Origin of the sequence: Aminipila terrae (assembly GCF_010120715.1) — a bacterium.
Taxonomy (GTDB): Bacteria; Bacillota; Clostridia; order Peptostreptococcales; family Anaerovoracaceae; genus Aminipila; species Aminipila terrae.
This window is the reverse complement of record NZ_CP047591.1, coordinates 333,369-358,615: the sequence shown is the minus strand read 5'-3', so window position 1 is coordinate 358,615 and position 25,247 is coordinate 333,369. Positions and strand designations below refer to the sequence as shown.

19 protein-coding genes are annotated in these 25,247 nt (G+C 37.4%); 17 read left to right on the top strand and 2 right to left on the bottom strand.

Features of this window, described 5'->3' with window-relative positions; genetic code table 11:
- The first annotated feature begins 3 nt into the window (after positions 1-3).
- From Ami3637_RS01685 to Ami3637_RS01670, 4 genes are all read left to right on the top strand, one after another.
- Positions 4-987 (top strand): ADP-ribosylglycohydrolase family protein, encoded by a 984-nt coding sequence (locus Ami3637_RS01685; protein ID WP_162361055.1) that lies wholly within the window; start codon positions 4-6, stop codon positions 985-987.
- A 13-nt stretch (positions 988-1,000) separates the two neighbouring features.
- The gene (locus Ami3637_RS01680; protein WP_162361054.1) at positions 1,001-1,525 is read left to right on the top strand and encodes a cysteine hydrolase family protein; all 525 of its coding nucleotides are present in this window, start codon (positions 1,001-1,003) and stop codon (positions 1,523-1,525) included.
- A 10-nt stretch (positions 1,526-1,535) separates the two neighbouring features.
- Complete coding sequence (locus tag Ami3637_RS01675; protein WP_162361053.1) at positions 1,536-2,345, top strand: mechanosensitive ion channel family protein; 810 nt, start codon at positions 1,536-1,538, stop codon at positions 2,343-2,345.
- Between the two features lie 255 nt (positions 2,346-2,600).
- Positions 2,601-6,041 carry a pyruvate carboxylase gene (locus Ami3637_RS01670; protein WP_162361052.1) on the top strand — a complete coding sequence of 1,147 codons (3,441 nt, stop codon included), beginning with the start codon at positions 2,601-2,603 and terminating at the stop codon, positions 6,039-6,041.
- Positions 6,042-6,175: 134 nt separating this feature from the next.
- Here Ami3637_RS01670 and gdhA read toward each other — a convergent pair whose 3' ends face one another.
- Complete coding sequence (gene gdhA / locus Ami3637_RS01665) at positions 6,176-7,522, bottom strand: NADP-specific glutamate dehydrogenase (protein WP_162361051.1); 1,347 nt, start codon at positions 7,520-7,522, stop codon at positions 6,176-6,178.
- A 316-nt stretch (positions 7,523-7,838) separates the two neighbouring features.
- Between gdhA and Ami3637_RS01660 the strand changes: the two genes are divergently transcribed.
- The 13 genes from Ami3637_RS01660 to Ami3637_RS01600 all read left to right on the top strand — a co-directional run bounded on the left by Ami3637_RS01660 (position 7,839) and on the right by Ami3637_RS01600 (position 24,616).
- Complete coding sequence (locus tag Ami3637_RS01660; protein ID WP_162361050.1) at positions 7,839-12,707, top strand: nicotinate-nicotinamide nucleotide adenylyltransferase; 4,869 nt, start codon at positions 7,839-7,841, stop codon at positions 12,705-12,707.
- A 19-nt stretch (positions 12,708-12,726) separates the two neighbouring features.
- The gene (locus tag Ami3637_RS01655; RefSeq protein ID WP_162361049.1) at positions 12,727-13,689 is read left to right on the top strand and encodes a lactate/malate family dehydrogenase; all 963 of its coding nucleotides are present in this window, start codon (positions 12,727-12,729) and stop codon (positions 13,687-13,689) included.
- A gap of 45 nt (positions 13,690-13,734) precedes the next feature.
- On the top strand, positions 13,735-14,808 hold the full coding sequence (locus tag Ami3637_RS01650; protein WP_162361048.1) for a flavodoxin family protein: 1,074 nt from the start codon (positions 13,735-13,737) through the stop codon (positions 14,806-14,808).
- 264 nt (positions 14,809-15,072) lie between these two features.
- The gene (gene mgtE / locus Ami3637_RS01645; RefSeq protein ID WP_162361047.1) at positions 15,073-16,449 is read left to right on the top strand and encodes a magnesium transporter; all 1,377 of its coding nucleotides are present in this window, start codon (positions 15,073-15,075) and stop codon (positions 16,447-16,449) included.
- Positions 16,450-16,462: 13 nt separating this feature from the next.
- On the top strand, positions 16,463-17,311 hold the full coding sequence (locus tag Ami3637_RS01640) for an NAD(P)H-hydrate dehydratase (RefSeq protein WP_162361046.1): 849 nt from the start codon (positions 16,463-16,465) through the stop codon (positions 17,309-17,311).
- Positions 17,312-17,355: 44 nt separating this feature from the next.
- The gene (locus tag Ami3637_RS01635; protein ID WP_162361045.1) at positions 17,356-17,715 is read left to right on the top strand and encodes a type II toxin-antitoxin system PemK/MazF family toxin; all 360 of its coding nucleotides are present in this window, start codon (positions 17,356-17,358) and stop codon (positions 17,713-17,715) included.
- A 71-nt stretch (positions 17,716-17,786) separates the two neighbouring features.
- Positions 17,787-18,185, top strand: coding sequence for a hypothetical protein (locus Ami3637_RS01630; RefSeq protein WP_162361044.1), 399 nt, complete (start codon positions 17,787-17,789; stop codon positions 18,183-18,185).
- Between the two features lie 28 nt (positions 18,186-18,213).
- Complete coding sequence (locus Ami3637_RS01625; RefSeq protein WP_162361043.1) at positions 18,214-20,418, top strand: DUF5693 family protein; 2,205 nt, start codon at positions 18,214-18,216, stop codon at positions 20,416-20,418.
- Positions 20,418-21,515 carry a polysaccharide pyruvyl transferase CsaB gene (csaB, locus tag Ami3637_RS01620; protein ID WP_162361042.1) on the top strand — a complete coding sequence of 366 codons (1,098 nt, stop codon included), beginning with the start codon at positions 20,418-20,420 and terminating at the stop codon, positions 21,513-21,515. Before Ami3637_RS01625 ends, csaB begins: the two co-directional genes overlap by 1 nt.
- Positions 21,515-22,270 carry a WecB/TagA/CpsF family glycosyltransferase gene (locus tag Ami3637_RS01615; RefSeq protein WP_162361041.1) on the top strand — a complete coding sequence of 252 codons (756 nt, stop codon included), beginning with the start codon at positions 21,515-21,517 and terminating at the stop codon, positions 22,268-22,270. Before csaB ends, Ami3637_RS01615 begins: the two co-directional genes overlap by 1 nt.
- Positions 22,257-23,111 carry a transketolase gene (locus Ami3637_RS01610; protein WP_162361040.1) on the top strand — a complete coding sequence of 285 codons (855 nt, stop codon included), beginning with the start codon at positions 22,257-22,259 and terminating at the stop codon, positions 23,109-23,111. The genes Ami3637_RS01615 and Ami3637_RS01610 overlap by 14 nt, the downstream gene beginning before the upstream one ends.
- Positions 23,111-24,037 (top strand): transketolase family protein, encoded by a 927-nt coding sequence (locus tag Ami3637_RS01605; RefSeq protein WP_162361039.1) that lies wholly within the window; start codon positions 23,111-23,113, stop codon positions 24,035-24,037. Before Ami3637_RS01610 ends, Ami3637_RS01605 begins: the two co-directional genes overlap by 1 nt.
- Before the next feature lie 105 nt (positions 24,038-24,142).
- On the top strand, positions 24,143-24,616 hold the full coding sequence (locus tag Ami3637_RS01600) for a protease complex subunit PrcB family protein (protein ID WP_162361038.1): 474 nt from the start codon (positions 24,143-24,145) through the stop codon (positions 24,614-24,616).
- A gap of 69 nt (positions 24,617-24,685) precedes the next feature.
- Here Ami3637_RS01600 and Ami3637_RS01595 read toward each other — a convergent pair whose 3' ends face one another.
- Positions 24,686-25,084: a ferritin family protein gene (locus Ami3637_RS01595; RefSeq protein ID WP_162361037.1), complete on the bottom strand. Its 399-nt coding sequence runs from the start codon at positions 25,082-25,084 to the stop codon at positions 24,686-24,688.
- Positions 25,085-25,247 lie beyond the last annotated feature (163 nt).

Below are 25,247 nucleotides of genomic sequence, written 5' to 3'. Positions count from 1 at the left end.
AAAATGTTAGACAGAGCATACGGAGCCCTGGTAGGGGGCGCAATTGGTGATGCTATGGGAATGCCAGCATCATTTTTTACCAGAGAAAAAATGAAAGCCACTTATGGCTATATAAATGACTTTGTGACACCTGAAGCAGATGAGCAGGCATATCACGGGAATCTGCAGGCAGGAGAGATTACGGATGATACCATGGAAAGTATTATCATTAGTAATGTTTTAATAAAATATGGGAAATTTAATAAGGAAGCATTTAACGAAGATATGAAAGAGTGGGCTATACAGCAGAAGATGCTTGAATCCACAGTGATAGGGCCCTCCACCAGAAGATACCTGACTGCATTGATAGAGGGAAGAAATCCGGAACAAACCTCTGGGGAGAGTACAACCAATGGTAGTGCAATGAGAGTTGCTCCGGTAGGAGTAAAATACTGGAGTGATTTAACAGCCTGTGTAAAAGCAGCGGCGGAATCTTCTATGCCAAGTCATCGAAGCAGGCCTTGCGTTGCGGGAGCATGTGCAGTGGCAGCAGCAGTGGCAGCAGGAGTTCATGGAGGATATACTACAGAAGAAATAATGAACAAAGCTTATGAGGCAGCAGTATATGGTGAAAAGATTGGTAAAGATATAACTGCTCCTATGGTTTCTAAAAGAATTCTTTTAGCTAAAAGGATTGTAGAGGAATATAAAAATAAAGGAATGGAAGCTATCTTAGATGAACTGGTTGGCAATATAGGAGCAAGTATGTATGTTTATGAGTCCGTTCCTCTGGCACTGGGGATCTTTTATGCGGTAGACGGTGATGCAGAAAAAGGTATACCGGCAGCTATAAATTGTGGTGATGATGCAGATACAAACGGGGCCATTTGCGGCAATATCTGCGGCGCTTTTTCCGGGGCCAAGGTGCTGCCTGAAAATTGGAAAAGCCGGGTTCAGAAAGTAAGCAGTCTTGATTTTCTGGAGACTGCAAAGAATTTGATAAAATAGGAGACAGGGTGAAATGAAAAAGATTCTTGTAGTTGTGGATATGCAAAACGACTTTATAGACGGTTCCTTGGGAACTGCGGAAGCCCGTTCTATTGTAAAGAACGTGGTAAATAAAATAAAAGATTTCGATGGAGAAATATTTTATACCCGGGATACCCATAGAGATAATTATCTAAATACCCTGGAAGGCAGGAATTTACCAGTTATTCATTGTGTGGAATATACGGAGGGCTGGAAAATCAAACAGGAAGTAATGGCTGCCAGTGAGGGGAAGCAGGTAGTTGTAATAGATAAACCAACCTTTGGCTCTTTAGAATTGACTCAGAGAATAGCTGAAGATTTGACAGATCCATTGGAAAGCATTATGTTAATTGGACTTTGTACAGACATATGTGTCATTAGCAATGCCATAAATTTAAAGTCCAGATTCTGGGAGACTCCTATCATTGTAGATTCAAGCTGTTGTGCGGGAGTTACGCCTCAAAGTCATGCTAATGCTATTGAGGCCATGAAAATGTGCCAGATTACTATTATATAAGGGGTATTTTATGATTTCAGAAAAAGCCATAGAAAAGGCAATAGATAATTTAATTCATTTTGCAGGTCTTTTAGGCCAGGCAGTGATTGTTCTAATTGTAGGGTTTATAATAATAAAAATTGTATTGGGGATAATAAGACGTGCTCTGAACAAAACTGCATTGGATGTATCCCTTCATACCTTTATCAGCAATTCTGTGAAAGTTATTCTATGGGCCATATTACTGATCACTGCTTTAGGTGTACTTGGCATGCCCCTTTCAACATTTGTTGCTGTACTGGGTGCTGCTGGTGCTGCTGTTGCTCTTGCACTGAAGGACAGCCTTGGCAATATTGCAGGAGGCATTATTATACTTGTAACCAAACCCTTTAAACAGGGAGACTATATTGACATAATAGAGGTGTCAGGTGTTGTTGAAGAAATCGATCTGCTTTATACAATGTTAAAAACTTTTGATAATAAAGTTGTCAGTGTGCCCAATGGAAAAATCAGCAATGCAGTAATGGTGAACTATTCTTCAGAAGCCACAAGAAGGGTAGACTGTAAATTTGGAATTGGTTATGATGATGATATAGCACAGGCAAAAGATATCCTTTTAGCAGTTGCAGAATCAAATCCAGATATATTTCAGGAGCCTGTACCTTTTGTGGGGGTTTCCGGACATGGAGACAACAGTGTGGTAATTGATTTAAGAGTCTGGTGTAAAACGGAAGACTACTGGAATGTTAAATATTTTCTTGAGGAGAATGTAAAATTAGCTTTTGATGAAGCTCAAATTTCAATTCCATATCCCCAGGTAGAAATCCATTATAAAAAATAAAGTTTTTTTATGATTGCTATAACGAAAAACTATCGTGATATATGTAAAATCGATTAGTATATCGATAAATATTCGTTGACAAGAGAATATGATAGTCCGTATAATTAAATTGTATGTTAAAGAAGTATTGTGAGATAGAACAAAAAAATAATATAAATAAAAGGTTTTATGTTGTTCAAATTGTGAAATTTCACAAAATGATTTCTAAAAAATAAAATATTAAATTTGAGTTATTTATTTATAAGGAGATTTGGAATGCAGCAGAAGTTTAAAAGAGTCCTGGTTGCAAACAGAGGAGAAATTGCAATCAGAGTGTTCAGAGCCTGTAGAGAACTCGGCATCAGAACAGTGGCAATTTATTCAGAAGAAGACAGAAATTCTTTATTCCGTACAAAAGCAGATGAAGCTTATCAGATTGGAAAAGGAAAATCACCAGTAGATGTTTACTTAAGTATTAATGAAATCATTGAACTGGCTAAGGCAAAGGGTGTTGATGCTATTCACCCAGGTTATGGTTTCCTTTCAGAAAATGTTGAATTTGCAAGAAAGTGTGAAGAAGAAGGCATTATATTTATCGGGCCTACCCATGAAATGATGGACAGACTGGGAGATAAAATTAAATCCAAGATTGTTGCACATGAAGTAGGAGTTCCGACTATACCAGGTGTAGAAAAGGCTATAGAAAACGAAGAAGAAGCTAAAAAAATAGCAGAGGACTGCGGATATCCAGTTATGCTTAAGGCAGCTGCCGGTGGCGGCGGGAGAGGTATGCGTATTGTGCGCAGAGCAGAAGATTTATCAGCTGAGTTCAGAAGTGCAAAGAGCGAAGCAAAAAAAGCTTTTGGTATTGATGATATTTTTATTGAAAAATATCTTGAAAGCCCAAAACATATAGAGGTACAGGTTTTTGGAGATAATTATGGAAACATTGTTCATCTTCATGAAAGAGACTGCTCTATCCAGAGAAGACACCAGAAAGTTGTAGAATTTACACCTGCTATATGTATTACTCAGGAACAGAGAGAAAAAATTTGTGCTGATGCTCTTAAAATTGCAAAAGCAGTAAACTATAGAAGTGCAGGTACCGTTGAGTTCTTAGTAGACAGCAATGGGCAGCATTATTTTATTGAAATGAACCCAAGAATCCAGGTAGAGCATACAGTAACAGAAATGGTTACAGGTATTGACCTGGTGCAGTCACAGATTCTTGCTGCTGAAGGTTACAGCCTGGATTCTGACAGGATTAATATTAAGAGCCAGGATGATATCAAGCCAAGAGGACATGCAATTCAGTGCAGAGTTACAACGGAAGATCCAAATAACGGATTTGCTCCTGACACTGGTGTTATTGATATTTACAGAACTGGTTCAGGTTTCGGTATCAGACTTGATGGAGGTAATGGTTTCTCTGGAGCTACTATTACTCCATACTATGACAGCTTACTTGTAAAAGTAACTGCATGGGGAAGAACTTTTGATGATACGATTGCAAAAGCCCTTAGAGCACTTGATGAAGCTAAAATCAAGGGAGTAAAAACCAATATCGGATTTATCATGAATGTGTTGAATCATGACACTTTCAGAGCAGGTAGATGTGATACCGGATTTATTGCAGACAATCCAGATTTATTTGAAATCAATAGTGATGATCCGGAACTTAAGATTTTAAACTTCCTTGGAAATAAATATGTAAATGAAACAAAGGGTGAAAAACCACAGTTTGATGTGCCTGTTTTCCCTAGAATAAAGCCAGAAGTTATAAGCGAACTAAAAGGTACGAAACAGAGATTGACTGAAGAAGGACCTGAAAAACTGGCAAAATGGATTGGTTCAAGAAAAGAACTTCTTTTGACAGATACAACCATGAGAGATGCTCAGCAGTCCCTGATGGCTACAAGAGTAAGAACAATCGATATGGAAAAGATTGCTCCTGCTACTGCTCTCTATGGACAGAATTTATTCTCCCTTGAAATGTGGGGTGGAGCAACTTTTGATACTTCATATAGATTCCTTAAAGAATCACCATGGGAAAGACTTGCTACCTTAAGAGAAAAGATTCCAAATATTTTGTTCCAGATGCTGATCAGAGGTGCTAATGCTGTTGGCTATAAGAACTATCCAGACAATGTTATCCGTGAATTTGTTAAAGAATCAGCTCAGGCAGGGATTGATGTATTCCGTATTTTTGACTCATTGAACTGGATTCAGGGTATGGAAGTAGCATTAGATGAAGTACTGAAACAGGGTATGGTTGCAGAACCGTGCATCTGTTATACAGGAGACATCTTAGATGAAACCAAAGAAAAATATAACCTGAAATATTATATCAACATGGCTAAAGAACTTGAAAAGAGAGGGGCACATATCTTAGGTATTAAAGATATGACTGGTCTTTTGAAGCCGATGGCAGCTAAGAAGCTTATTGAAAGCCTGAAGAATGAAATTGATATTCCAATTCATCTTCATACTCATGACACCAGTGGTAATGGTGGTGCTACAAACCTGATGGCAGCGTTAGCAGGTGTTGATATAGTAGATACTGCATTTAACAGTATGGCAGGACTTACAAGCCAGCCTGCACTTAACACATTAGTTGCAGCACTGGAAAATACAGAAAGAGCTACTGGTATTGAACTTGATGGAATACAGAAGATTTCAAATTACTGGAATGCAGTAAGACCTGTATATCATGGCTTTGAATCTGATCTTAGGGTAAGTACTGCTGAAATTTATAAATATGAAATTCCTGGTGGACAGTATTCAAATCTGAAACCTCAGGTTGAAAGTTTTGGATTAGGTCATAAGTTTGAAGCTGTAAAAGATATGTATAAGACTGTAAATGAAATGCTTGGAGATATTGTAAAGGTAACTCCTTCTTCAAAAGCAGTTGGAGATATGGCTATATTTATGGTACAGAACGATCTGACTCCAGAGAACATTTATGAAAAAGCTGCTGATATTGACTTCCCAGATTCAATTGTGTCATACTTTGAAGGTATGATGGGTCAGCCTCAGGGTGGATTCCCAGAAAAACTGCAGAAACTGGTTCTAAAGGATAAGAAGCCAATTACTTGCAGACCTGGTGAACTTTTACCAGCAGAAGATTTTGAATATATAAGAAAAGGACTTGTGGAAAAACTTGGACTTGAAGGCAATTCTCAGGAGGTAATCAGCTATGCTATCTATCCAAAAGTATTTGTTGATTATATTCAAAGCATAAGAAAAGAAGGCGACTTCAGAATGATGGGCAGTGATATCTTCTTCCATGGTCTTGCAGAAGGCGAAACTTGTGAGATAAAGATTGCTGAAGGTAAAATTCTTGTAATTAAGCTTGTTGAAGTAAAGAGCCCAGATTCCGAAGGTATGCGAGAAGTTGTATTTGAAGTAAATGGCAACAGACATTCTGTTTCAATCAAGGATAAAGACTTAGAAAACATGGGCGTTGTTAAAGCTTCTGTACCTATGGCAGATCCTGATGATCCGTCACAGATTGGTGCAAATATTCCAGGAAACATTATTAAAGTTCTGGTTAAGGAAGGCGAAAAAGTTGAAGAAAAACAGCCAGTAGCAGTTATTGAGGCAATGAAGATGGAAACAAATATCATTGCACCTATGGCAGGCGCTGTAAGTAAGGTCTATGTAAAAGAAGGCCAGCAGGTTAAAGCCGGAGAATTAATTGTAGAACTTAGCAAATAGCTGAAAATAACTAAATAAAATAAATAATGTTAAATATAAAGGATTACCTTTGAAGGTAATCCTTTTTACATATCTTAGAATTAAAAAAGTCTGCGAATGGCTCGCAGACTTTTTTTACTTTACAAAAATATATTTTAAACTAAACCCTGAGACATCATAGCATCTGCAATTTTCTGGAAACCAGCAATATTTGCACCAGCTACTAAGTCATACTTACCGTAGTACTTCTTTGAAGAATCTGCGCAAGCCTTATGGATACCAACCATAATATTGTGAAGCTGTTCGTAAACCTGTTCTGTTGTAAATACAGTGTGACCGGCATTCTGACCCATTTCGATACAAGATGTAGCAACACCGCCTGCATTTGCAGCTTTTGAAGGACCAACAATAATTCCGCCTTCCTGCATAATCTTAATAGCTTCGTTAGTAGAAGACATATTAGAACCTTCACAAACAAATTTAACTTTATTTTTAACAAATGTTTGTGCATCTTCCTTCTGTATTTCATTCTGGGTTGCACAAGGAATATATAAGTCAGCTTTAACTCCCCAAGGTTTTTCTCCAGGGAAGAATTTTGAACCTGGGAATTTATCTGCATAAGGAGCACAGATATTTTTACCAGATCCTCTTAAGTCAAGAAGATATGCAATCTTTTCGTCTGTATCGATTCCTGCTTCATCAAGTATGTATCCGTCCGGACCTGAAATGGTTATTAATTTAGCACCTAAATCTCTTAACTTTATAGCAGTACCCCAAGATACATTTCCGAAACCAGAAATAGCAACAGTTTTTCCTTTTAGTTTTTCACCGTTTGCTTTTAACATTTCTTCAGCATACCATACTATGCCAAAACCTGTAGCTTCTGTTCTTCCTAAGCAGCCACCGTAGGATAAACCTTTACCGGTCAGAACTCCTTCAAATCTATTGACGATTCTCTTGTACTGACCATACATATAGCCGATTTCTCTGCCGCCAACCCCAAGGTCACCTGCAGGTACGTCAGTTTCAGGGCCAATGTGTCTATATAATTCAGTCATAAATGCCTGACAAAATCTCATAATCTCTGCATCAGTTTTTCCGTTTGGATCAAAGTCTGATCCACCTTTACCACCGCCGATAGGCAGGCCAGTTAAGCTATTTTTGAAAATTTGTTCAAAACCTAAGAATTTAATGATTCCAGGATATACGCTTGGTGCAAATCTTAAACCGCCTTTGTAAGGCCCGATTGCACTGTTGAACTGATATCTGTAACCTTTGTTAACATGAACTTTACCAGCATCATCTGTCCATACGATTCTGAAAGTAATTCCTCTTTCAGGTTCTACTAATCTTTCAAGAAGACCGGCATCTTCGTATTCCGGATGCTGTTCCATAACAGGTTTTAATGAAGAAAGTACTTCCTCAACAGTTTGATGGAACTCTACTTCGCCAGGATTATTTTTAATACACTGAGCGATAACTCTTTCAACATAATTTGACATCTTTAATCTCCTCTTTTCACATAATAATCTTGTTAGAAAACAAGTACTCAACTTATTCTCAATATAGCACTTTGGTAATTTCTAGTCAACGATATTATAGTGAAAATGTATGCAAAATACAAAGTTTCAATATTCAGAAAAGACGAAATATTTTATAATGTGACAATAGTGGAACAATAATTGAAATGATGGTATAATGAACCCATCGATTGTGATACGGCGTTGCCTAAAAAGTGTTCATTGAATCACACTGCTACAGGGCTTGTGTGGTAATAATATTGTTCAAATATAAATACATGTGCGGAAGAGGTGTATTATGTCTAAAAAAACGATTATGGATCTTTATAAGCAGTTGGAAGTGTCTCTGACAGACAGAGCTTTTTTAAAAGAAATCAATGTATCAAGAAAGACAATGATTAATCTGCTGCAAAACCATGACTGGCAGGATAATATCGGATACTTGGCTTCTTTAGAGGAGATTACATGCAATGATATCATTAAAGTAAGTCAGTCTACCATTGAATCTTTAGAAGCTGCTCCTGAGGAAGGCTGGTTGGAGTTTATAAAAAACAGTACAGTTGAAAAACTCTTTCCCACTGGAGCACAAGGAAAAAAGAGCATTGGTATGGCCGTACTTCTGCGAATATTCCGCATTTTTCTGACTTGGCAAAACAAAAACAGAAGCTTTGAACCCTCAAGAAATATAGAGTTCCTTACGGATGAAGAAGCAAAATTATGCACCATAAAAGAGGAATATGCAAAGTTTATGAAATTCTGGAATGAAAATTATATTTATGAATTCATGCTGATTTTTAAAGAACTGACCTCTTTTAATACAGTTGGGCATATATCAGGCGTACATTTTGTAGCTATGCATATAGCAAGGCAGCTTAAGAAACTTCATGTACCTATTGATATAGCTCTGGTTTCAGGAGCTGCCGCTGGCCATGATCTGGGCAAATATGGATGTAAGCCCAGTGAGACAGGAAAAATTCCTTATCTCCACTATTATTATACCAATCAGCTGTTTAAAGAAAATGGCATGCCCACCATTGCTCATATTGCTACCAACCATTCCACCTGGGACCTGGAATTAGAAAATCTTTCTGTTGAATCACTGGTACTGATTTATGCAGACTTCAGAGTAAAAAGCAGCAGAGATAAAGCAGGAAATGAAATAGTGAATTTTTATACACTGAAAGAGTCTTTTGATGTCATACTAAATAAACTGGATAATGTGGATGAGACAAAACGCCAGAGATATATTCGGGTATATTCTAAGCTGAGGGATTTTGAAAAATATATAGAAAACATGGGAACTTCTGTGGATTTGAAGTCTGATGCCCCTTTGAAAATAGAGCAGAAGGGAGGCTCACTTTTAAATACACAGCAGACTATATCCAAATTAAAGTTCCTTGCTATTGAACACAATATAAGATTAATGAGCAATTTTAACAACGAAACTTCTTTTGCAAATCTTTTAGAGAAAGCAAGAAGTGAAAAACAGTGGAAAAATATCAGAGCATATTTAAACATATTCAGTGAATATTCCACTTATATGACCCAGAAACAAAAACTGTGTACATTACATTTTTTATATGAACTGCTTATGCACAGGGAAGGAGATATAAGAAGGCTGGCTGCAGGTATTATGGCAGCAATTATAGTTAATTATGATGAAGAATTCAGGAAAGAGCTTCCTGAAGGTGCCCATGCTGATTTAGAGGAAATCACCGCATTAGAGCTATGGAAACAGTTCATCGATAAAATTGTATTTCCGGATTACAAAATAACAGAACAGCATAAGCGTTGGATTGGATATAGTTTAAAGACTCTTATTGCTACTATGATGGAAAAATGCAGGACTGAGGAGGAGAAGACACAGTTTTTAAACGTATTTTTTTCATATTTTGAAAACATGAATATTCAGGACGGGACGGCCTTTACGCTGCTGGCAGCTGTATTGGTAGTACCTCTTGAAAATTGCAGTGACAGTTGTGTGATAAAACTCATGAACTTTGGAGCTGAACTTTCAGAAAGGGAGCATTTAGAAATAAAAATAGGAGCCCTGAGGTTTGCTAAATATGCAGTAACTGTTAGTACTGATAAAAGCTTTATAAACAAGATTAAAACTTATGCTATGAAAATAATGGAGAATGTTACAGAGGAATTAGTATCTGTAATTTATTTAAAATACAAAATATTATCAGCTATAGGAGATTGCACGGAGAAGCAATACCAGTATGAGTATACCTTATACAAAGAGAATAAGGTTGAATCAGATTTATACCTGGAGAATTTGAAAATAGGCACCCCGTGGGTCATTAAAGCTGTAAATATAGAATTTCTGCTGGATAAATTAAATATGGAAATGTACGAGGAAAAGCTTCATATTGCAACTCACTTTTCTAACCTGGTTAAGGTCAGTGAGCGCATCACTGTAAGACATAGTGCAGGAAAAGGATTATTACAGGTTATCAAACTTTTATCTTTAGACCAGAGAAATGAAATCATTATAGAAATGACAAAGGGACTTGAAATTGGTGAATATCAATTCTCAAAATATATACCTGAATATCTTGGTGAACTGGCTATGTATCTCCACCCCAGAGAGTTAGACGAATTAATAAGTGATTTAAAAAAACTTGCAGACAGTACCAATCAGAGAATAGCTTCTGTTACTTTTGACACTTTAGGGGTTATGATTAAAAAGTATCCTGACTACAAAGACATTTTTGCAGAGTCCCCGGAAATTTACGAAAATCGCAGGGATTTAATGATTGGTATGTTAATCAGAGGTTACGCCAATTATGATGAAATAGTAAGCCAGGAGGCATTTCTGGTTATCGGACAGAGCATTTTCGGCAGCAGTGAACTATTTCTTCAGGATAAAAAAGTTGTTTTTGAAAAAATTTATAAGAAGATTGTTACACTTATTGCAGATAAAAAAGAAAATGAATTGTCATTTTATAATAATGCAGCTGCCCTAAATCATTTGTATCGCTTTATTACAGATTATATCATGCAATATGGAAACTTTGATTTTAAAGATAATAACAGAGTTGCTTTCTTTCCTGGAACATTTGATCCCTTCTCACTCAGCCATAAAGGGATTGTGCAGGAAATTAAGAAGTTGGGATTTGAGGTATATCTGGCCTTAGACGAGTTTTCCTGGTCAAAGAAAACTCAGCCCCGAATGATCCGAAAGAAAATTGTCAGTATGTCCGTGGCAGATGAAGGCGATGTATATATATTTCCGGACGATATCTCCGTTAATATTGCAAATCCTGCTGATTTAAGACGTTTGCGAGAGATATTTGCAAACAGGGAGTTATATATGGTTGTAGGAAGCGATGTCATAGTCAATGCGTCCTCTTACCGAAAAGAGACAGCCCCCGATTCTATACATCATATGAATCATATTGTGTTTAAAAGAGCCAGTGCAGTAGAAGGGCATTTAGATTCAGACAATCAGAATAACACATATGATCAGATACTTGGAAATGTAATAGAATTAAAACTTCCAATTCATTTGGAAGATATCAGTTCCACCAGAATAAGGGAAAATATAGATAACAACAGGGATATTTCCAACTTAATTGATACAGTGGCACAAAATTATATTTATAAAAACAGTTTGTATTTAAGAGAGCCACAATATAAAAGCATTATAAGGTCATGTTCTTTAAGTTTTAAAGTTATTGGGCAGAATAACCATGAAGTGTTATGCGCTGTTAAAGCGGCCATGGGTGATATCACTGCAATAAAAGATAGTTTACAAAATTATTTAAAGACTAAAAATGTAAATGCGATGATTATTAAGAATGGAAGTGATAATAACAAGGTACTGGGTGTTGTTTTATTTCATGAACTGGATACAGTAAATTTATACAATGAATTTAATAATTCAGAAGTGGCATCTTATATAAGAGAGCATTCTTCCGGGAAAATAATTGTATTAGGTGCAGCAATAATCAGTAAGAACAATATTATAGATGACCTGGAACAGATACTTCTAACAGAAACCATTGCTGACTGTTTACAAAAAGGATTTACGTATGCAGTGTATAATCCAGTGTTTTCAAGGACTGAATTAAATAATAAAAAATTAGAAGAGGTCATGAAACGTCAGGGATTCTTTAAAATTATAGGGAATTTACAGAATTTATCTGTCTATTTCGTTGACATGAAATCTCCGATTATACTGTTTGAAAACATGGAAATGAGAATAAAAGGTCCTTTTAATAAAAACGCTAAAGTCCTGCAGGTTTTAAAACAGGCCCATATCAATATGCAGACAGCTTTGACTCAGGTTTATAAAGGCAGCCTTGTTTTGTCTTTTGATTCTGCTATTATGCATCACAAACTGGTAGATATGATTACAGAATTGAATGGGGTCCCAAGGGAAAGCACAAAAATCAGAAAACTGGGCCCTTTTATGTGCGTACCTTTTGGAAAAATACTGGATGGCAAGGCAGTACCCAATACTGTTACAAAAACTCTTCATACGGAAAAGACTTTTGATACTAAAATAAAAAGTTTTAAAATTAAAGAGTTCCCTAATTATACTACCTTAGAAAACCAGATAGGAACCATAGACTCTTTTGACAGACCTATTTTACTGGTGGATGACCTGCTTCATAAAGGACACCGGTTAAAGGAGTTGGATCCTATTTTTAAGCAGACAAATTTAAAAATAGAGAAAATAATTGTAGGAGTTTTATCCGGCAGAGGAAAGGACCTAATGGCTATTCAGGGAAGAGATGTGAACTGTGCTTATTTTATTCCTAACCTTAGAACCTGGTTTATTGATGATGCCATGTATCCTTTCTTAGGGGGGGACAGCGTGGAACGAGAATATTCCTTTATTGCAAACCTGCTGCCGTCTGTTAATCTGATATTACCGTATGTTTTACCTGCATTCCTGGCAGGAGAAAACAGGAAGGAAGTTTTTAAACTTTCATTAACCTGTTTAAAGAGTGCAAAAAAAATCTTGCAGGTACTTGAGGAAGAATATCAGCTGGCATTCGAGAAAAATCTTACTCTGAGCAGGCTTGGGGAAGTGATTAATTCTCCAAGATTTCCGGATAAAGGCTATTGTGTTAAATATGATGAAAATTTAGCTCCTTCCGTATATATATCCAATGATATTGAAAAATTAATGAGATTGAAAAACATTATATAAGTGATAGGAGAGTGTAAAAGTGTACAGGTTAACAGACTTAAACCAGGAGTGCTCCTTTACAGGGTATGTACCATTTTCTCTGAAAAGTAGAAACAGAGTAAACATTTTAGCCTTGGGGGATGTTGGAGGAACTCTTCTAATAGGATTGAAACTTCAGGGGGGAGATGTTATTGACCAAATAGGCATTTACGATGTGAACCCTCAAATGAGCCAGCGATATGAAATAGAAATGAATCAGATTGCTTTTCCTTTTGATGGGGTTCGGATGCCTGAAGTTAAAAGTATTACAGAAGAAAAACTCTTTGATTGTGATATTTTTATATTTTGTGCCTCAAGGGCCGTACCAGCTGTAGCTGAGAAAGTAAAAGATGTGAGAATGGCTCAGTTTGAGAGCAATAGAATAATTATAGAGCAGTATGCAAAGATGGCATCAAAGAGAAATTTTAAGGGCCTGTTTGCAGTGATATCCGATCCTGTGGATCCTCTATGCAAAGCTGCTTATCTGGCTGGAGAAAAATTGAGGCCAGAGCAGATACAGGGGTTTGGTTTAGGTGTTATGAACAGCAGGGCCATCTATTTTGCTAAAAGGGACAACAGATTCAGGCTTTATCTGGAACAAGGAAGAGCTTTTGGACCTCATGGGCAGGATCTTGTAATTGCTGATAGTATCCTGGATTATCATGACCAAGTTTCTGAAGAACTGACAAGGTTAACGGTGCAATCCAATCTTGATGTAAGAAATCTTGGATTTAAGCCTTATATTGCCCCAGCCTTATCTTCTGGAACAATTTCTATACTGCTTACATTGAGAGGAGAATGGCATTACAGTTCCAACTTTATAGGAAAAGAAAAAGAAGGTGCTTTTATGGGAGCCTTAAACAGGATGACCAGTCAGGGCACCAGATTTGAAGAAACATTATTACCCGAAAAACTTTTTTTACGAATTAAAAATGCATATGATAACTTAAGAAACATTATCTGATTATCCATCCGTTTTAAGGATTGGTTATAAAGGGAGGCGTGTACAATGTGTACAGAAAATTACGACTTAGTATTAATTAAGCCTTACTGCAGAGAAAAAAATAAAACCGGAAGATTAAAATCAATATTAGCCAGGAGTTTAGAAGGATATACCTTTGAAACGATAAATACCGTTGAAGAGTTTGAAGAATATGATCTGACAAATAAAAGAATCATTTTTGCAGTGTCTCTTGGAGAATCAGGGATAAATCTTGAATGGTACGGTATTTTAAAAAAAATCAGAAAAAATAAGTTATGTTTTGACGGAAGTATCGGTGGGATTATTGTTGACGGTAATAGCGAGTTATACACCAAATCTTTTGCAAGAGAGCTTGTGCTCAGTGCCAATATGGCGGGATGCACCTTTGTTGGAAGACCTCTTGTAGAAGGAACAAAATCCCTGCAAAATTTTAATATTGTAGCTAAAAATCTGGAAACAGATAACATGGGTGCTTATATGGAATCCGGGCAGGAATTAGTAAAAAGAGTAATGACATTTAATTATACCAAAACAGAAGCTCCCAGAATTCTTATGCTTCACGCAGGAATTAAGGAAATATCAAATAGTCTGATATTATGGAACAGAGTAAAAAGCTACCTTACCAATTGTGAAATACAGGAAATCTCACTAAGAAATGGCACTGTGGTGGATTGCATTGGGTGTCCCTATAGCCAATGCCTGCATTTTGGAGAAATTGGCACTTGCTTTTATGGAGGGATTATATCGGAACAGGTTTATCCGGCTATCTTACAATCAGATGTATTAGTACTGGCATGTCCTAATTATAATGATTCCGTCAGTGCAAATATTGCTGCTTTTATAAATCGTCTTACGGCTTTATTCATGACCCATAAGTTTTATGAAAAAGCTTTGTTTGGCATTGTAGTATCAGGGTATAGTGGAAGTGACATTGTAGCTCAGCAATTGATCAGCTCTCTTAATATGAATAAAACTTTTTATCTTCCAGGGAGATTTGCCATGATGGAGACTGCAAATAATCCGGGAAGTGTTCTGGAAATTCAAGGGATTGAAGAACGGGCAGCTGACTTTGCACGGAATATTTTAGCGAATAAATGTTAAATGAATAACAAGTAAAGCAAAGGCTTGCAATATTACCCTTAAATGGAGTATAATTTATTAGTTATGAGCAAAAATAACAAAATAATGAGAATTAACAAATGAAAGGATGTGAAAACTGTGGAGGTTGGACCGAGTCCGGAGCGAAGAAATTTAGTTAAATACAAATACAGGGTAGATTCACGGTTTTTGCATGCAATGAAGGATAAACTGAAGGTGTTTTAATATCTGGATTTACCCCATATAGAAGTAAGGAGGTAAATTCCCATGGAACAGGAAAAGACTTTAAATGAAACACTAGCAGATATTCTGGAACTATTAGAGAATAAAAGGTATGGAAAAGCAAGGGACCTTTTACTTGAGAATAATGCGGTTGATATTGCTGAAATATTAGAAGATATAATGGGAGAACTTGGAGTAGAAAAGTCCGTTATTGTATTCAGGACTCTTCCCAAGGATGTATCAGTAGAGGTATTTTCATACCTTCCCATTGAAGATCAGGTTGAAATCATAAATGCCATTACAGATAAAGAAATGCATTTTATCATGGAAGAACTGGCTTTTGATGATATGATTGACGTTTTAGAAGAACTGCCGGCTAATGTAGTAGACAAAATACTGGAAAAAACGCCGAAAGATGAACGGAAACTGATTAATACATTTTTAAATTATCCGGACACTTGTGCAGGAAGTCTGATGACCCCTGATTATATAAGTCTTCAGAAGGATATGAGCGTCGCAGAGGCGTTAGCATACATTAAAAAAGAGGGTATGGACAGTGAAACTGTTTATACTTGTTACGTGAAAGATAAGGGAAGAACCCTTTTAGGGATTGTTTCTCTTAGAACTTTAGTTATTGCAGATGATAATCTGTGTATTTCAGAACTTATGCATACTGACTTTGTCAGCGTCAATGTGTATGACGACCAGGAGAAAGTATCAGATATATTTAAAAAATACGGGTTTCTGGCTATTCCAGTAGTGGATAAGGAAAACAGACTTGTTGGCATTATTACAGTAGACGATATCTTAGATGTCATCGAGGAAGAAACCACAGAAGACTTCGAGAGAATGGCCGGTGTTATTGACAGCTCTGACAAAGAGTATTTGGATATGAGTGTCTGGCACCATGTGAAGAACAGGATTCCATGGCTTTTTCTGTTGATGTGTTCCTATGTTATAACAGGGGGAATTATTGCCAGTTTTGAGGGTGTACTGTCAAAGGTCATCTGTTTAGTGGCGTATCTTCCAATGCTTATGGGTACAGGAGGTAACTCCGGATCACAGTCTGCCACTCTTATTATTCGTGGTATGTCAGTAGATGAAATAAACCTTTCTGATTTTGGTAAAGTCATGTGGAAGGAAGTGCGGGTCAGCGCCATTGTAGGTCTGGTTTTAAGTTCCTTAAACTTTGTAAGAATCTGCTGGCTGGATGGTCATGGGCCTATGGTAGCACTGACTGTGTGTGGTTCTATGCTTGTTATAGTTATCGCCGCAAAAGTTATAGGAAGTATGCTGCCTATGCTTGCGAAAAAAGTTGGGATTGACCCTGCATTAATGGCATCCCCAATGATTGCATCCCTTACAGACATGGTTTCTGTTATAACCTATTTTTTAATGGCTTCAGCCATATTAGGAATTTAATACAGGTTTTTTTATGAAAAATGGTTTAATTACTTTAGAATATGTAAATACTGTAATCAAGAGACGAAAGAGAAACATACATAAAGGTGATTGTGGAAGAATTCTCCTGATTGCAGGGTCCTTTGGAATGGCGGGTGCTGCTGTTCTGTGCGGAAGAGGGGCATTGCGAAGTGGCGCAGGTCTTGTACAAATAGCCACACCGGAAGAACTTTTCCCAATAATTCAGGCAGGGGTACCTGAAGCAACCTGTGTTTCAAGAAAGTCTCTTAATTTGGACAGGCAGCGATACGATGCTATTGCGGCGGGTCCCGGGTTAGGGGAGGATTCAGAAGATGCAGACTTAATCGGAAAATTATTAAAAGAATATGAAGGAACTTTTGTGTTAGATGCAGATGGATTGAATCAGATTGCAATAAATAATATGCAGGAAAAATTAAAAAATGCTTCATGCAAAGTAATAATTACTCCTCATATTGGGGAAGCTGCAAGACTGCTTTCCATTGATATTGCCCGTGCAAAGGCCATGGACAGGCAGGAACTTTCAAGACTTCTTGTAGAAAAAACAAATGCCATAGTAGTGCTAAAAGGGGAAGGGACTATTGTGGCAACGCCACAGGGAAATTCATATACTAATACTACAGGTAATCCCGGAATGGCTACAGCAGGTGCAGGAGATGTCCTTACAGGAATCATAACTTCACTTTCAGGCCAGGGTATTTTACCTGAAGATGCTGCTAAATCGGGTGTCTACCTACATGGTCTGGCAGGTGATTTAGGAGCGGAAAAGATAGGGGAATATGGACTTATAGCTGGAGATATAGCAGAAATGACAGCTATAGCCATAAAAAAAACATTGGGATAAAACTAAAGTAAAAGAGATTAACAGAAAATTGGAGAGTGAGTGACTTGTTAGTTAAAAAAGGCGACATTTACTTCGCAGACTTAAGTCCGGTCATAGGCTCTGAACAGGGGGGTATAAGACCCGTTCTTGTAGTGCAAAACGATGTAGGCAATAAATACAGCCCCACTATTATTGTAGCAGCTGTTACGTCACAGCTAAATAAAGCAAAATTGCCTACGCATGTTGAAATAGATGCTAAAGATAATGGATTAAGTAAAAAGTCGGTGGTTCTGCTTGAACAGCTCAGAACAATTGATAAAAAGAGGCTAAAAGAAAGAATTGGAGCCATCGATGAATCGCTTCTTCCAAATGTGAATGAGGCATTGACCGTTAGTTTAGGAATTGCACCTCACAATATGAGTTAGGTGTAATCATATATAAATCAATATAAAACAGCACTCAGCAGAGTGTATTAAAAGGGAAATGGGAGGAAGATATGAAGAAGAGCGTAATAATATCTCTAGTAACAATAATTGTAATGGTACTTGGAATTTCAATTGCTATGGCAGCAACAAATCAGCCTGGATCAGAAACAGATCCGGTTGTTACTAAAAGTTATGTAGACAGCAAAACTTCATATTCGCCTATAAGTCTTACAGCAGGACAAAAGCTGATCGGAGGAGAAGGTGCAGAAATTATTTTGCGAAGCGGAGAAGCTACCGCTATAGACAATGGCGCAAATGGTGTTTCTGATCTTACTGTTGGAACTGATCTAATGACTGGCAGTCAGGTGGCGACAAACCACCTGCTGCTGGTTCCAAGAAACGATGGCAGAGGCATAACAGCCCTGACGGACATATGGGTGATGGTAAGAGGTACATATACTATTAAGTAGCATTTGGAGAATAAGGAGTTACATATTTATGAGGGCATTTTTAAAAGAAAACAGATTTTTAATCATTGTAATTTGTGTTTTTGTACTTATTTCAGGTATTTCTATAGGATACCGGATTAACATAGAGAAGCATAACAAGACTTATGATATAGTAGCAGATTACAATGAACTTCAGTTAATGGCGGAACAGACTCACAAGGATGTTTCATACTGGCTTAAACAGTTCAGGGACAAGCTTAACATCACTAAAATCGGTGTTTCCGAAGAAAGTATCATGACTCTTATGGAAGATACGGATATGGAAGTAAGCGGCAAGACCATGGATGAAGTTATGAAAGAAGCTGACTGGAAGGAAAAGTATCCTGCGGAGTTTATTCAGGGGCTGACGAAGCATGGATATGATTCTTACGATGTGCTTGTTCAAATGGATTCAAAAAGAGCGGCAGATTTTGTTTTAAATGCTGTAAAAAACAGATTTGATAAAGACAAATATTTTGCTATGGATTTTGGGGATTCTGCATATGTGGTTATAGACGGTAATTCTAAATCCGCTTTATATTCACAGCCATATAAACTGGCAAATTCCAAAAAAGGTGGATTTATCGAAAGAACGGATATTGTTGGTTCAAAAATCATGTATATCAGTTTAGGTCTGCTTCCTGAAAAAGTTGAAAAGGTTCAGGCACTGGGTCTTGAGATTGTACCCAGAACTTTATGCTATGGGGGATATAATGGAACAAAATATGGCAAAGCTGTAATCGCAGAATACAACAAGTACGGCATTAAGCCTGAATATCTCATTGCAGGTGGTGAAGGTGTCATTGGTTATGATGATGGAATTAAGCTTGCAGAAAAATATATAAAGGATAATCATATCACCATAGGACTGATTGAAAATACAACTCAGCTTCAGAACATTCTTCAGGATGGAGTGGAAGACATAGCAAAAGATACAGAGTATCATGCTGTAAGAGTATTCTCCGTATGGAATTATATACAATACAGATATAAGTTTTATGGTTATGAAGGTGCTGAAGAAATTGAGAATACTTTGTTCAGGGCTATTACTGAAAGAAATATCAGAGTTATTTATTTTAAACCTATAAAGGAAAATCAGGATTTATTTACTTATGTAACAGACATGAAAGTGTATGAGAAAATGTTTACGAATCTTGATAAAAGGTTAGCGGCACATAATTTTACGTATGGTACTGCTTCAGTGATGAAGTACCATCAGGTAAGTTATCTATTGAAAATTTTGACTTCCTTTGGCTGTGTGGCAGCGGCGGTCCTTCTTCTAAGTGCATTTTTACCGCTTAGAAAGAAGGCTAAAATGATTCTGGGTGGATTAGGCGTAATTGGTGCATTAGGTGCTTCTTATGTAATACCAAACAGTTTTGTGCTTCTGCTGAGCTTTTCTTCGGCGGTAATTTTTGCATGCCTGGCCATAACTTTATTTACAAGAGTGAGTCAGGAGCTTAGAGATACATTAAACCCGGATACTCCGGTGGTTAAGCTTATAACATTATCCGCACTTACTCTGGCAGCTTGTGTAATGGTTTCTTTAATGGGTGGTATCATGACAGCATCACCACTGTCTTCTACCAGCTACATGCTTGAAATTGATATTTTCAGGGGTGTTAAGATGGCGCAACTGCTGCCGATCGTATATTTTGCCATTGCATATCTTGCGTATTTTGGATTTGGTGAAAAGAAGAAAAATGCGGGTATATTGGAATTTCATGATATAAAAGACATGATGAATACTTCAATTAAGATATGGATGATTATTTTAGGAGCAATCATTGGTGGTGTGGGATATTACTACATTGCCAGAACCGGACATGAGTCTTCAGTTGAAGTTTCCAGTTTAGAAATGATTTTTAGAAATTATTTGGAAGATATGCTGGTTGCAAGACCTAGAAATAAAGAATTCCTGTTTGCGTTCCCGGCTATTATGCTTATGGTATATACGTCTGTGAGAAGATTTAAATTATGGCCTGTTCTCTTTGGTTTATGCGGTGTTATCGGTATGACATCTGTAAATAATACTTTTATGCATATAAGAACGCCTCTTTATCTTGGTCTTTTCAGGACAGGGTATTCTTTAATATTTGGTATAATTATGGGTATTGTTGGAATTCTTGTCTTTGAAATTGCTCACAGAATATATGTAAAATGGGTAGGACCGTTTCTCTCAAGCTATGCAGATCAGGAAGAGGCAGGTAATTAATGTATAGAATTCTAATTTCAGGCTACTATGGATTCAATAATATAGGGGATGAATCCATTTTACGGGCGGTTATTGACAATCTGCAGGACAGGCTTGATAATATTGAAATCACGGTATTGTCACAAGACCCTGTATCCACAGCGGAGAAATATGGAGTAAAATCCGTGAACCGGAAATCCATAAAGAGCATAGTGGCAGCTGTCAGAAGGTGTGATTTACTTGTTAGCGGTGGTGGAAGTCTTTTGCAGGATGTTACCAGCAAAAAAAGTATATTATACTATCTCATCATCATGTGGATGGCTCAGTTTTTCAGGAAAAAGATTTTTATTTACAGTCAGGGAATCGGCCCGATAAACTCCAGCTTAAATAGAAAGCTGACCGCCGGAACGCTAGCCAGAGTTAGTGGTATAGTGGTCAGAGATGAAGCTTCCAAGGAATTCCTTGCAGAGATTGGAGTAAACTCTGATAGAGTGGTAGTTACTGCCGATCCGGTACTGAGAATAAAACGGGTGCCCCTTATGATTGGGGAAGAAATCCTTCGAAAAGAAGGCATTAAAATTAATAAAGAACAGCTGACAGTAGGATTTGCTATAAGAGAGCGAAAACTTAACAGTGAATTCATTGAGGAACTGTGCATTGCCATGGACCGGCTGGTTACAGAGCAAAATGCCCAGATAATTCTCATTCCTTTTCATTATTCAGAGGATGTGAGTGTAATTGAGGAGATAGAAAAACGCCTGGGTGATAAGGTATGTTCTGTTAAACATAAATATTTAACAAATGAAATGCTAAGTATCATAGGCAACATGGATCTGCTGGTAGGAGTGAGACTGCATGCACTGATACATTCTGCCATTATGGATGTACCAATGATTGGTATTTCTTATGATCCTAAAATCAACTCTTTTATGAAATCTATAGGAATGAAGGCTATGTGTTCAATCTATGATTTTAATAATGAGGATTTTATAGAAGAGTTTAATAAGACGATACAACATAAAGAAGTAATCAAAAAAAGAGTGCAGGAACGGCTTGTAAATTTAACAAAGGCTCTTGACACAAATGAAGAAATGATTAAAGAGATAATGGAGAAATAATGGAAAATAGCAAACGAATAAGAATTCTAGATGTTCCTGTGGATATGGTCAATAATCAGCAGGCCATGGAAATCTTTAAAGGTCTTATGGAAAAACCAGGTTGTGATTTAATTGTAACTCCCAATTCTGAAATAATAATGAATGCAACCAGGGATCAGGAACTAAAAATGCTTATACAAGAAGCGGGTCTTATTATTCCCGATGGCATAGGCCTTGTATATGCATCTAAAATAATAGGGATGCCTCTGAATGAAAGAGTGACAGGGGTAGACTTTCTAAACAGTATATTGGCGTTCCTGGAACAGAATGGAAAATCAATTTACCTGCTTGGGAGTAAGCCGGCAAATGAAGAGAGGCCGTCTGTTGCAGAGCTGGCAGGACAGAATATGCTTATCAAATATCCAAATCTTAAAATTGCAGGCACCCACGACGGATATTTTAAAAAGCATGAAGAAGCTGATTTAGTCAGAGAAATCAATGAATCTGGTGCAGAATTTTTATGTGCCGCTCTGGGAGCTCCAAAACAGGAAAAGTTTATATATGAGCACAGAAATGAATTTGCCAATATCCGTGCAGGAATAGGTGTGGGTGGAAGTCTTGATGTGTGGGCTGGAACTGTAAAACGTGCACCAATATTCTATCAGAAACACGGTTTGGAATGGCTTTACAGGTTTATACAGGAACCTAGCAGATATAAAAGAATGGCCCAATTACCATTATTTATGGTTAAAGTCATTGCAAATGGTAAGCAATAGTCGCAAGAAGGAGGCGAGTAATATGAAATACCCAGAATTAAAGGAAATCGCTCAAAAAATCAGAATTGATATAATCAGAGCTATACATGCAGCAGGATCAGGCCATCCAGGTGGTTCTCTTTCAGCAACAGATATCGTTACAGCATTATATTTTCGTGAAATGAATATTGACCCAAAGAACCCTAAAATGCTAACAAGAGATAAATTCATTTTATCGAAAGGACATGCAGGTCCTGTTCAATACGCAGCCCTGGCTGAAAAGGGATTTTTCCCTGTAGAGGATTTACTTACCCTGAGAAAAATCGGTTCAAAACTTCAGGGACACCCTGATATGAAGAAGGTGCCAGGCATTGAAATGTCCACTGGTTCCCTTGGACAGGGATTTTCTGTTTCCGTGGGAATGGCTCTGGCAAACAGAATGGATAATAATGAAGGCAGAATTTATGTACTTCTTGGAGATGGAGAAATTCAGGAAGGTATTATCTGGGAAGCAGCTATGTCGGCTGCACATTATGGCCTGGATAATCTTACTGCTGTTCTGGACTGGAACGGACTTCAGATTGATGGCAGAAACGAGGACGTTATGACGGTAGCTCCGGTGGATGAAAAATTCAGGAGCTTTGGCTGGAATGTTCTGTACATTGATGGACATAATTTTGATGAAATTGTTGAAGCATTTAATAAAGCAAGACAGACAGAGGGAAAGCCAACTGTTATTATTGCAAAAACTGTAAAAGGTAAAGGGGTTTCCTTTATGGAGGATAATCCGGGATGGCATGGAAAGGCACCAAGCGATGAAGAAGCAAAGAAAGCAGTAGAAGAACTGGGAGGTGAATGGTAATGGCAGAAAAGATGGCAACCAGACAGGCATATGGACAGGTACTTGTAGAACTGGGACAGAAATATGATAACTTGGTAGTAATGGATGCAGACCTTTCAAAATCAACGATGACTGCAGATTTCGGCAAAAACTTCCCTGAACGATTTTTAAATATGGGGATTGCAGAACAGAACTTATATGGTGCTGCAACTGGTCTGGCTATGTCAGGAAAGATTGTATGCGCCAGCACTTTTGCTATGTTTGCAGCAGGAAGAGCTTTTGAAATTATTAGAAACTCAATTGGGTATCCTCATGCTAATGTTAAAATCTGTGCTACTCATGCAGGCATTACTGTAGGAGAAGACGGTGCCAGCCACCAGACTTTTGAGGATATAGCCCTGATGAGAACTATACCTGGGATGACTGTCATTAATCCTGGTGATGCTGTCTCAGCAAAGGAACTGATCAGACAGGCAGTAGCTTTTGTGGGCCCAGCCTATATCAGACTTGGCAGGGCAGCAGTTCCTATGATTTATAATGAAAAATCTGTTATAGAAATAGGAAAGGGTAATTGCATACGAGAAGGCAAAGATTATACGATTATCGCCACTGGAATTATGGTAAATGAGGCTATGATAGCAGCAGATCAGCTTGAAAAAGATGGCATTGACGTAAGAGTAATCGATATGCATACAATTAAACCAATCGATCAGGAGATTATCATTAAAGCGGCTACAGAAACGAAGGGAATTGTTACAGCTGAAGAACATTCAGTAATTGGAGGTCTTGGCTCTGCAGTGGCAGAAGTGGTTAGCAGGCATGCTCCTGTAAAGATGGCCTTTGTGGGACAGCAGGATACCTTCGGTGAATCAGGAAAACCAGATGAATTAAAACAAAAATATGGGATGACGGCGGCAAATATTGTAGCTGCAGTTAAATCTCTATAATTAAAACCGCAAAAATAAAAATAGACGAATATTTGTCTCCCTTTGTGAATAGATTTTTGTATATCGGAAGATTATGAAGATTTACAGGCGAAGGGAGTTTTTATTGTGAGCGAGAATAAGTTTTTGAAAAAGCTGAATGGGCCCTGGAAAAAAGTTATTATAATGATTTTAATTATAATAGTAGTTGTTGCAGCGGTCTTTTTTGCTATGAATTATTTTAAAGGGTCAGAAGCCGTAAAATTTAAAGTGCTTGGAGAAAAGGACATTCCTCAGGATATCGTAGGCCAGGTAATACCGGAATACAGGGATTTGGAAAGAGCCCTTGCATGTATGGTAGATGATAAAGTATATGTACTTGTTTCACGAGGTGAAAAACCTACATCAGGGTTTGATGTCAAGATTGACAAGATGGTTGTAGAAGAAAAAGATGGTGTGACAAATCTGGCTGTTTATGCAAATTTTGCTGACCCGGAACCAGGTGCAGCACTTACTCAGATTCTGACGTATCCTCTTAAGGTAGCAGAAACTGAATTAACTCAATTGCCTGACCAGATAGAACTCAGAGTGCAATATAAATAAAGTTTAATTACCCCGTCCCCTGAATTTTAGCACATCCGGGACGGGGATTTTTTATGGACTAAAGGATTTTTAAAGCCTGCTAAGGAGGTATAGCAGGGCAATAGAATGTAAATTTTTATCGACTCCAGCACCAAATAAAGAACCTAATAATATGGCGTCTCCTAATCCTCTGTTGTAGTCTGACATGTATCTGCCATAACGGTATCCTTCCGACAGACTCTTATCCTGTAAAGATTCACGGTATGGCCTTCGCTGAAGGGCCGTTGTTACGCTGGGATTATAATAGTCCCCTGTCATGCTATGATAGATTACTTTAAATTCTTCTGCGTGACGCATTTCATCGTTTGCCATCTCATAAATCACTTGTTTACTTACCTGGTCCGGTGCAATTTCAGCTAATTGTTTATAGTATTCACAGTCAGATAATCCCTCATCAATATAATTTCTTAATGATTCTGGTAACGTCATAAGTTAAACCCACTTTCTTTTTATTTTTTATTAATCAGTATATGTTTTTAAATAAATTACGTTATCAATACGTGTAAAATAATGTAATAATTGCTTGCTTTTTACTTACATTAAATGTAATATATGTTTAAATTAACCTGGTATCCCATAAGTAAAATTATAT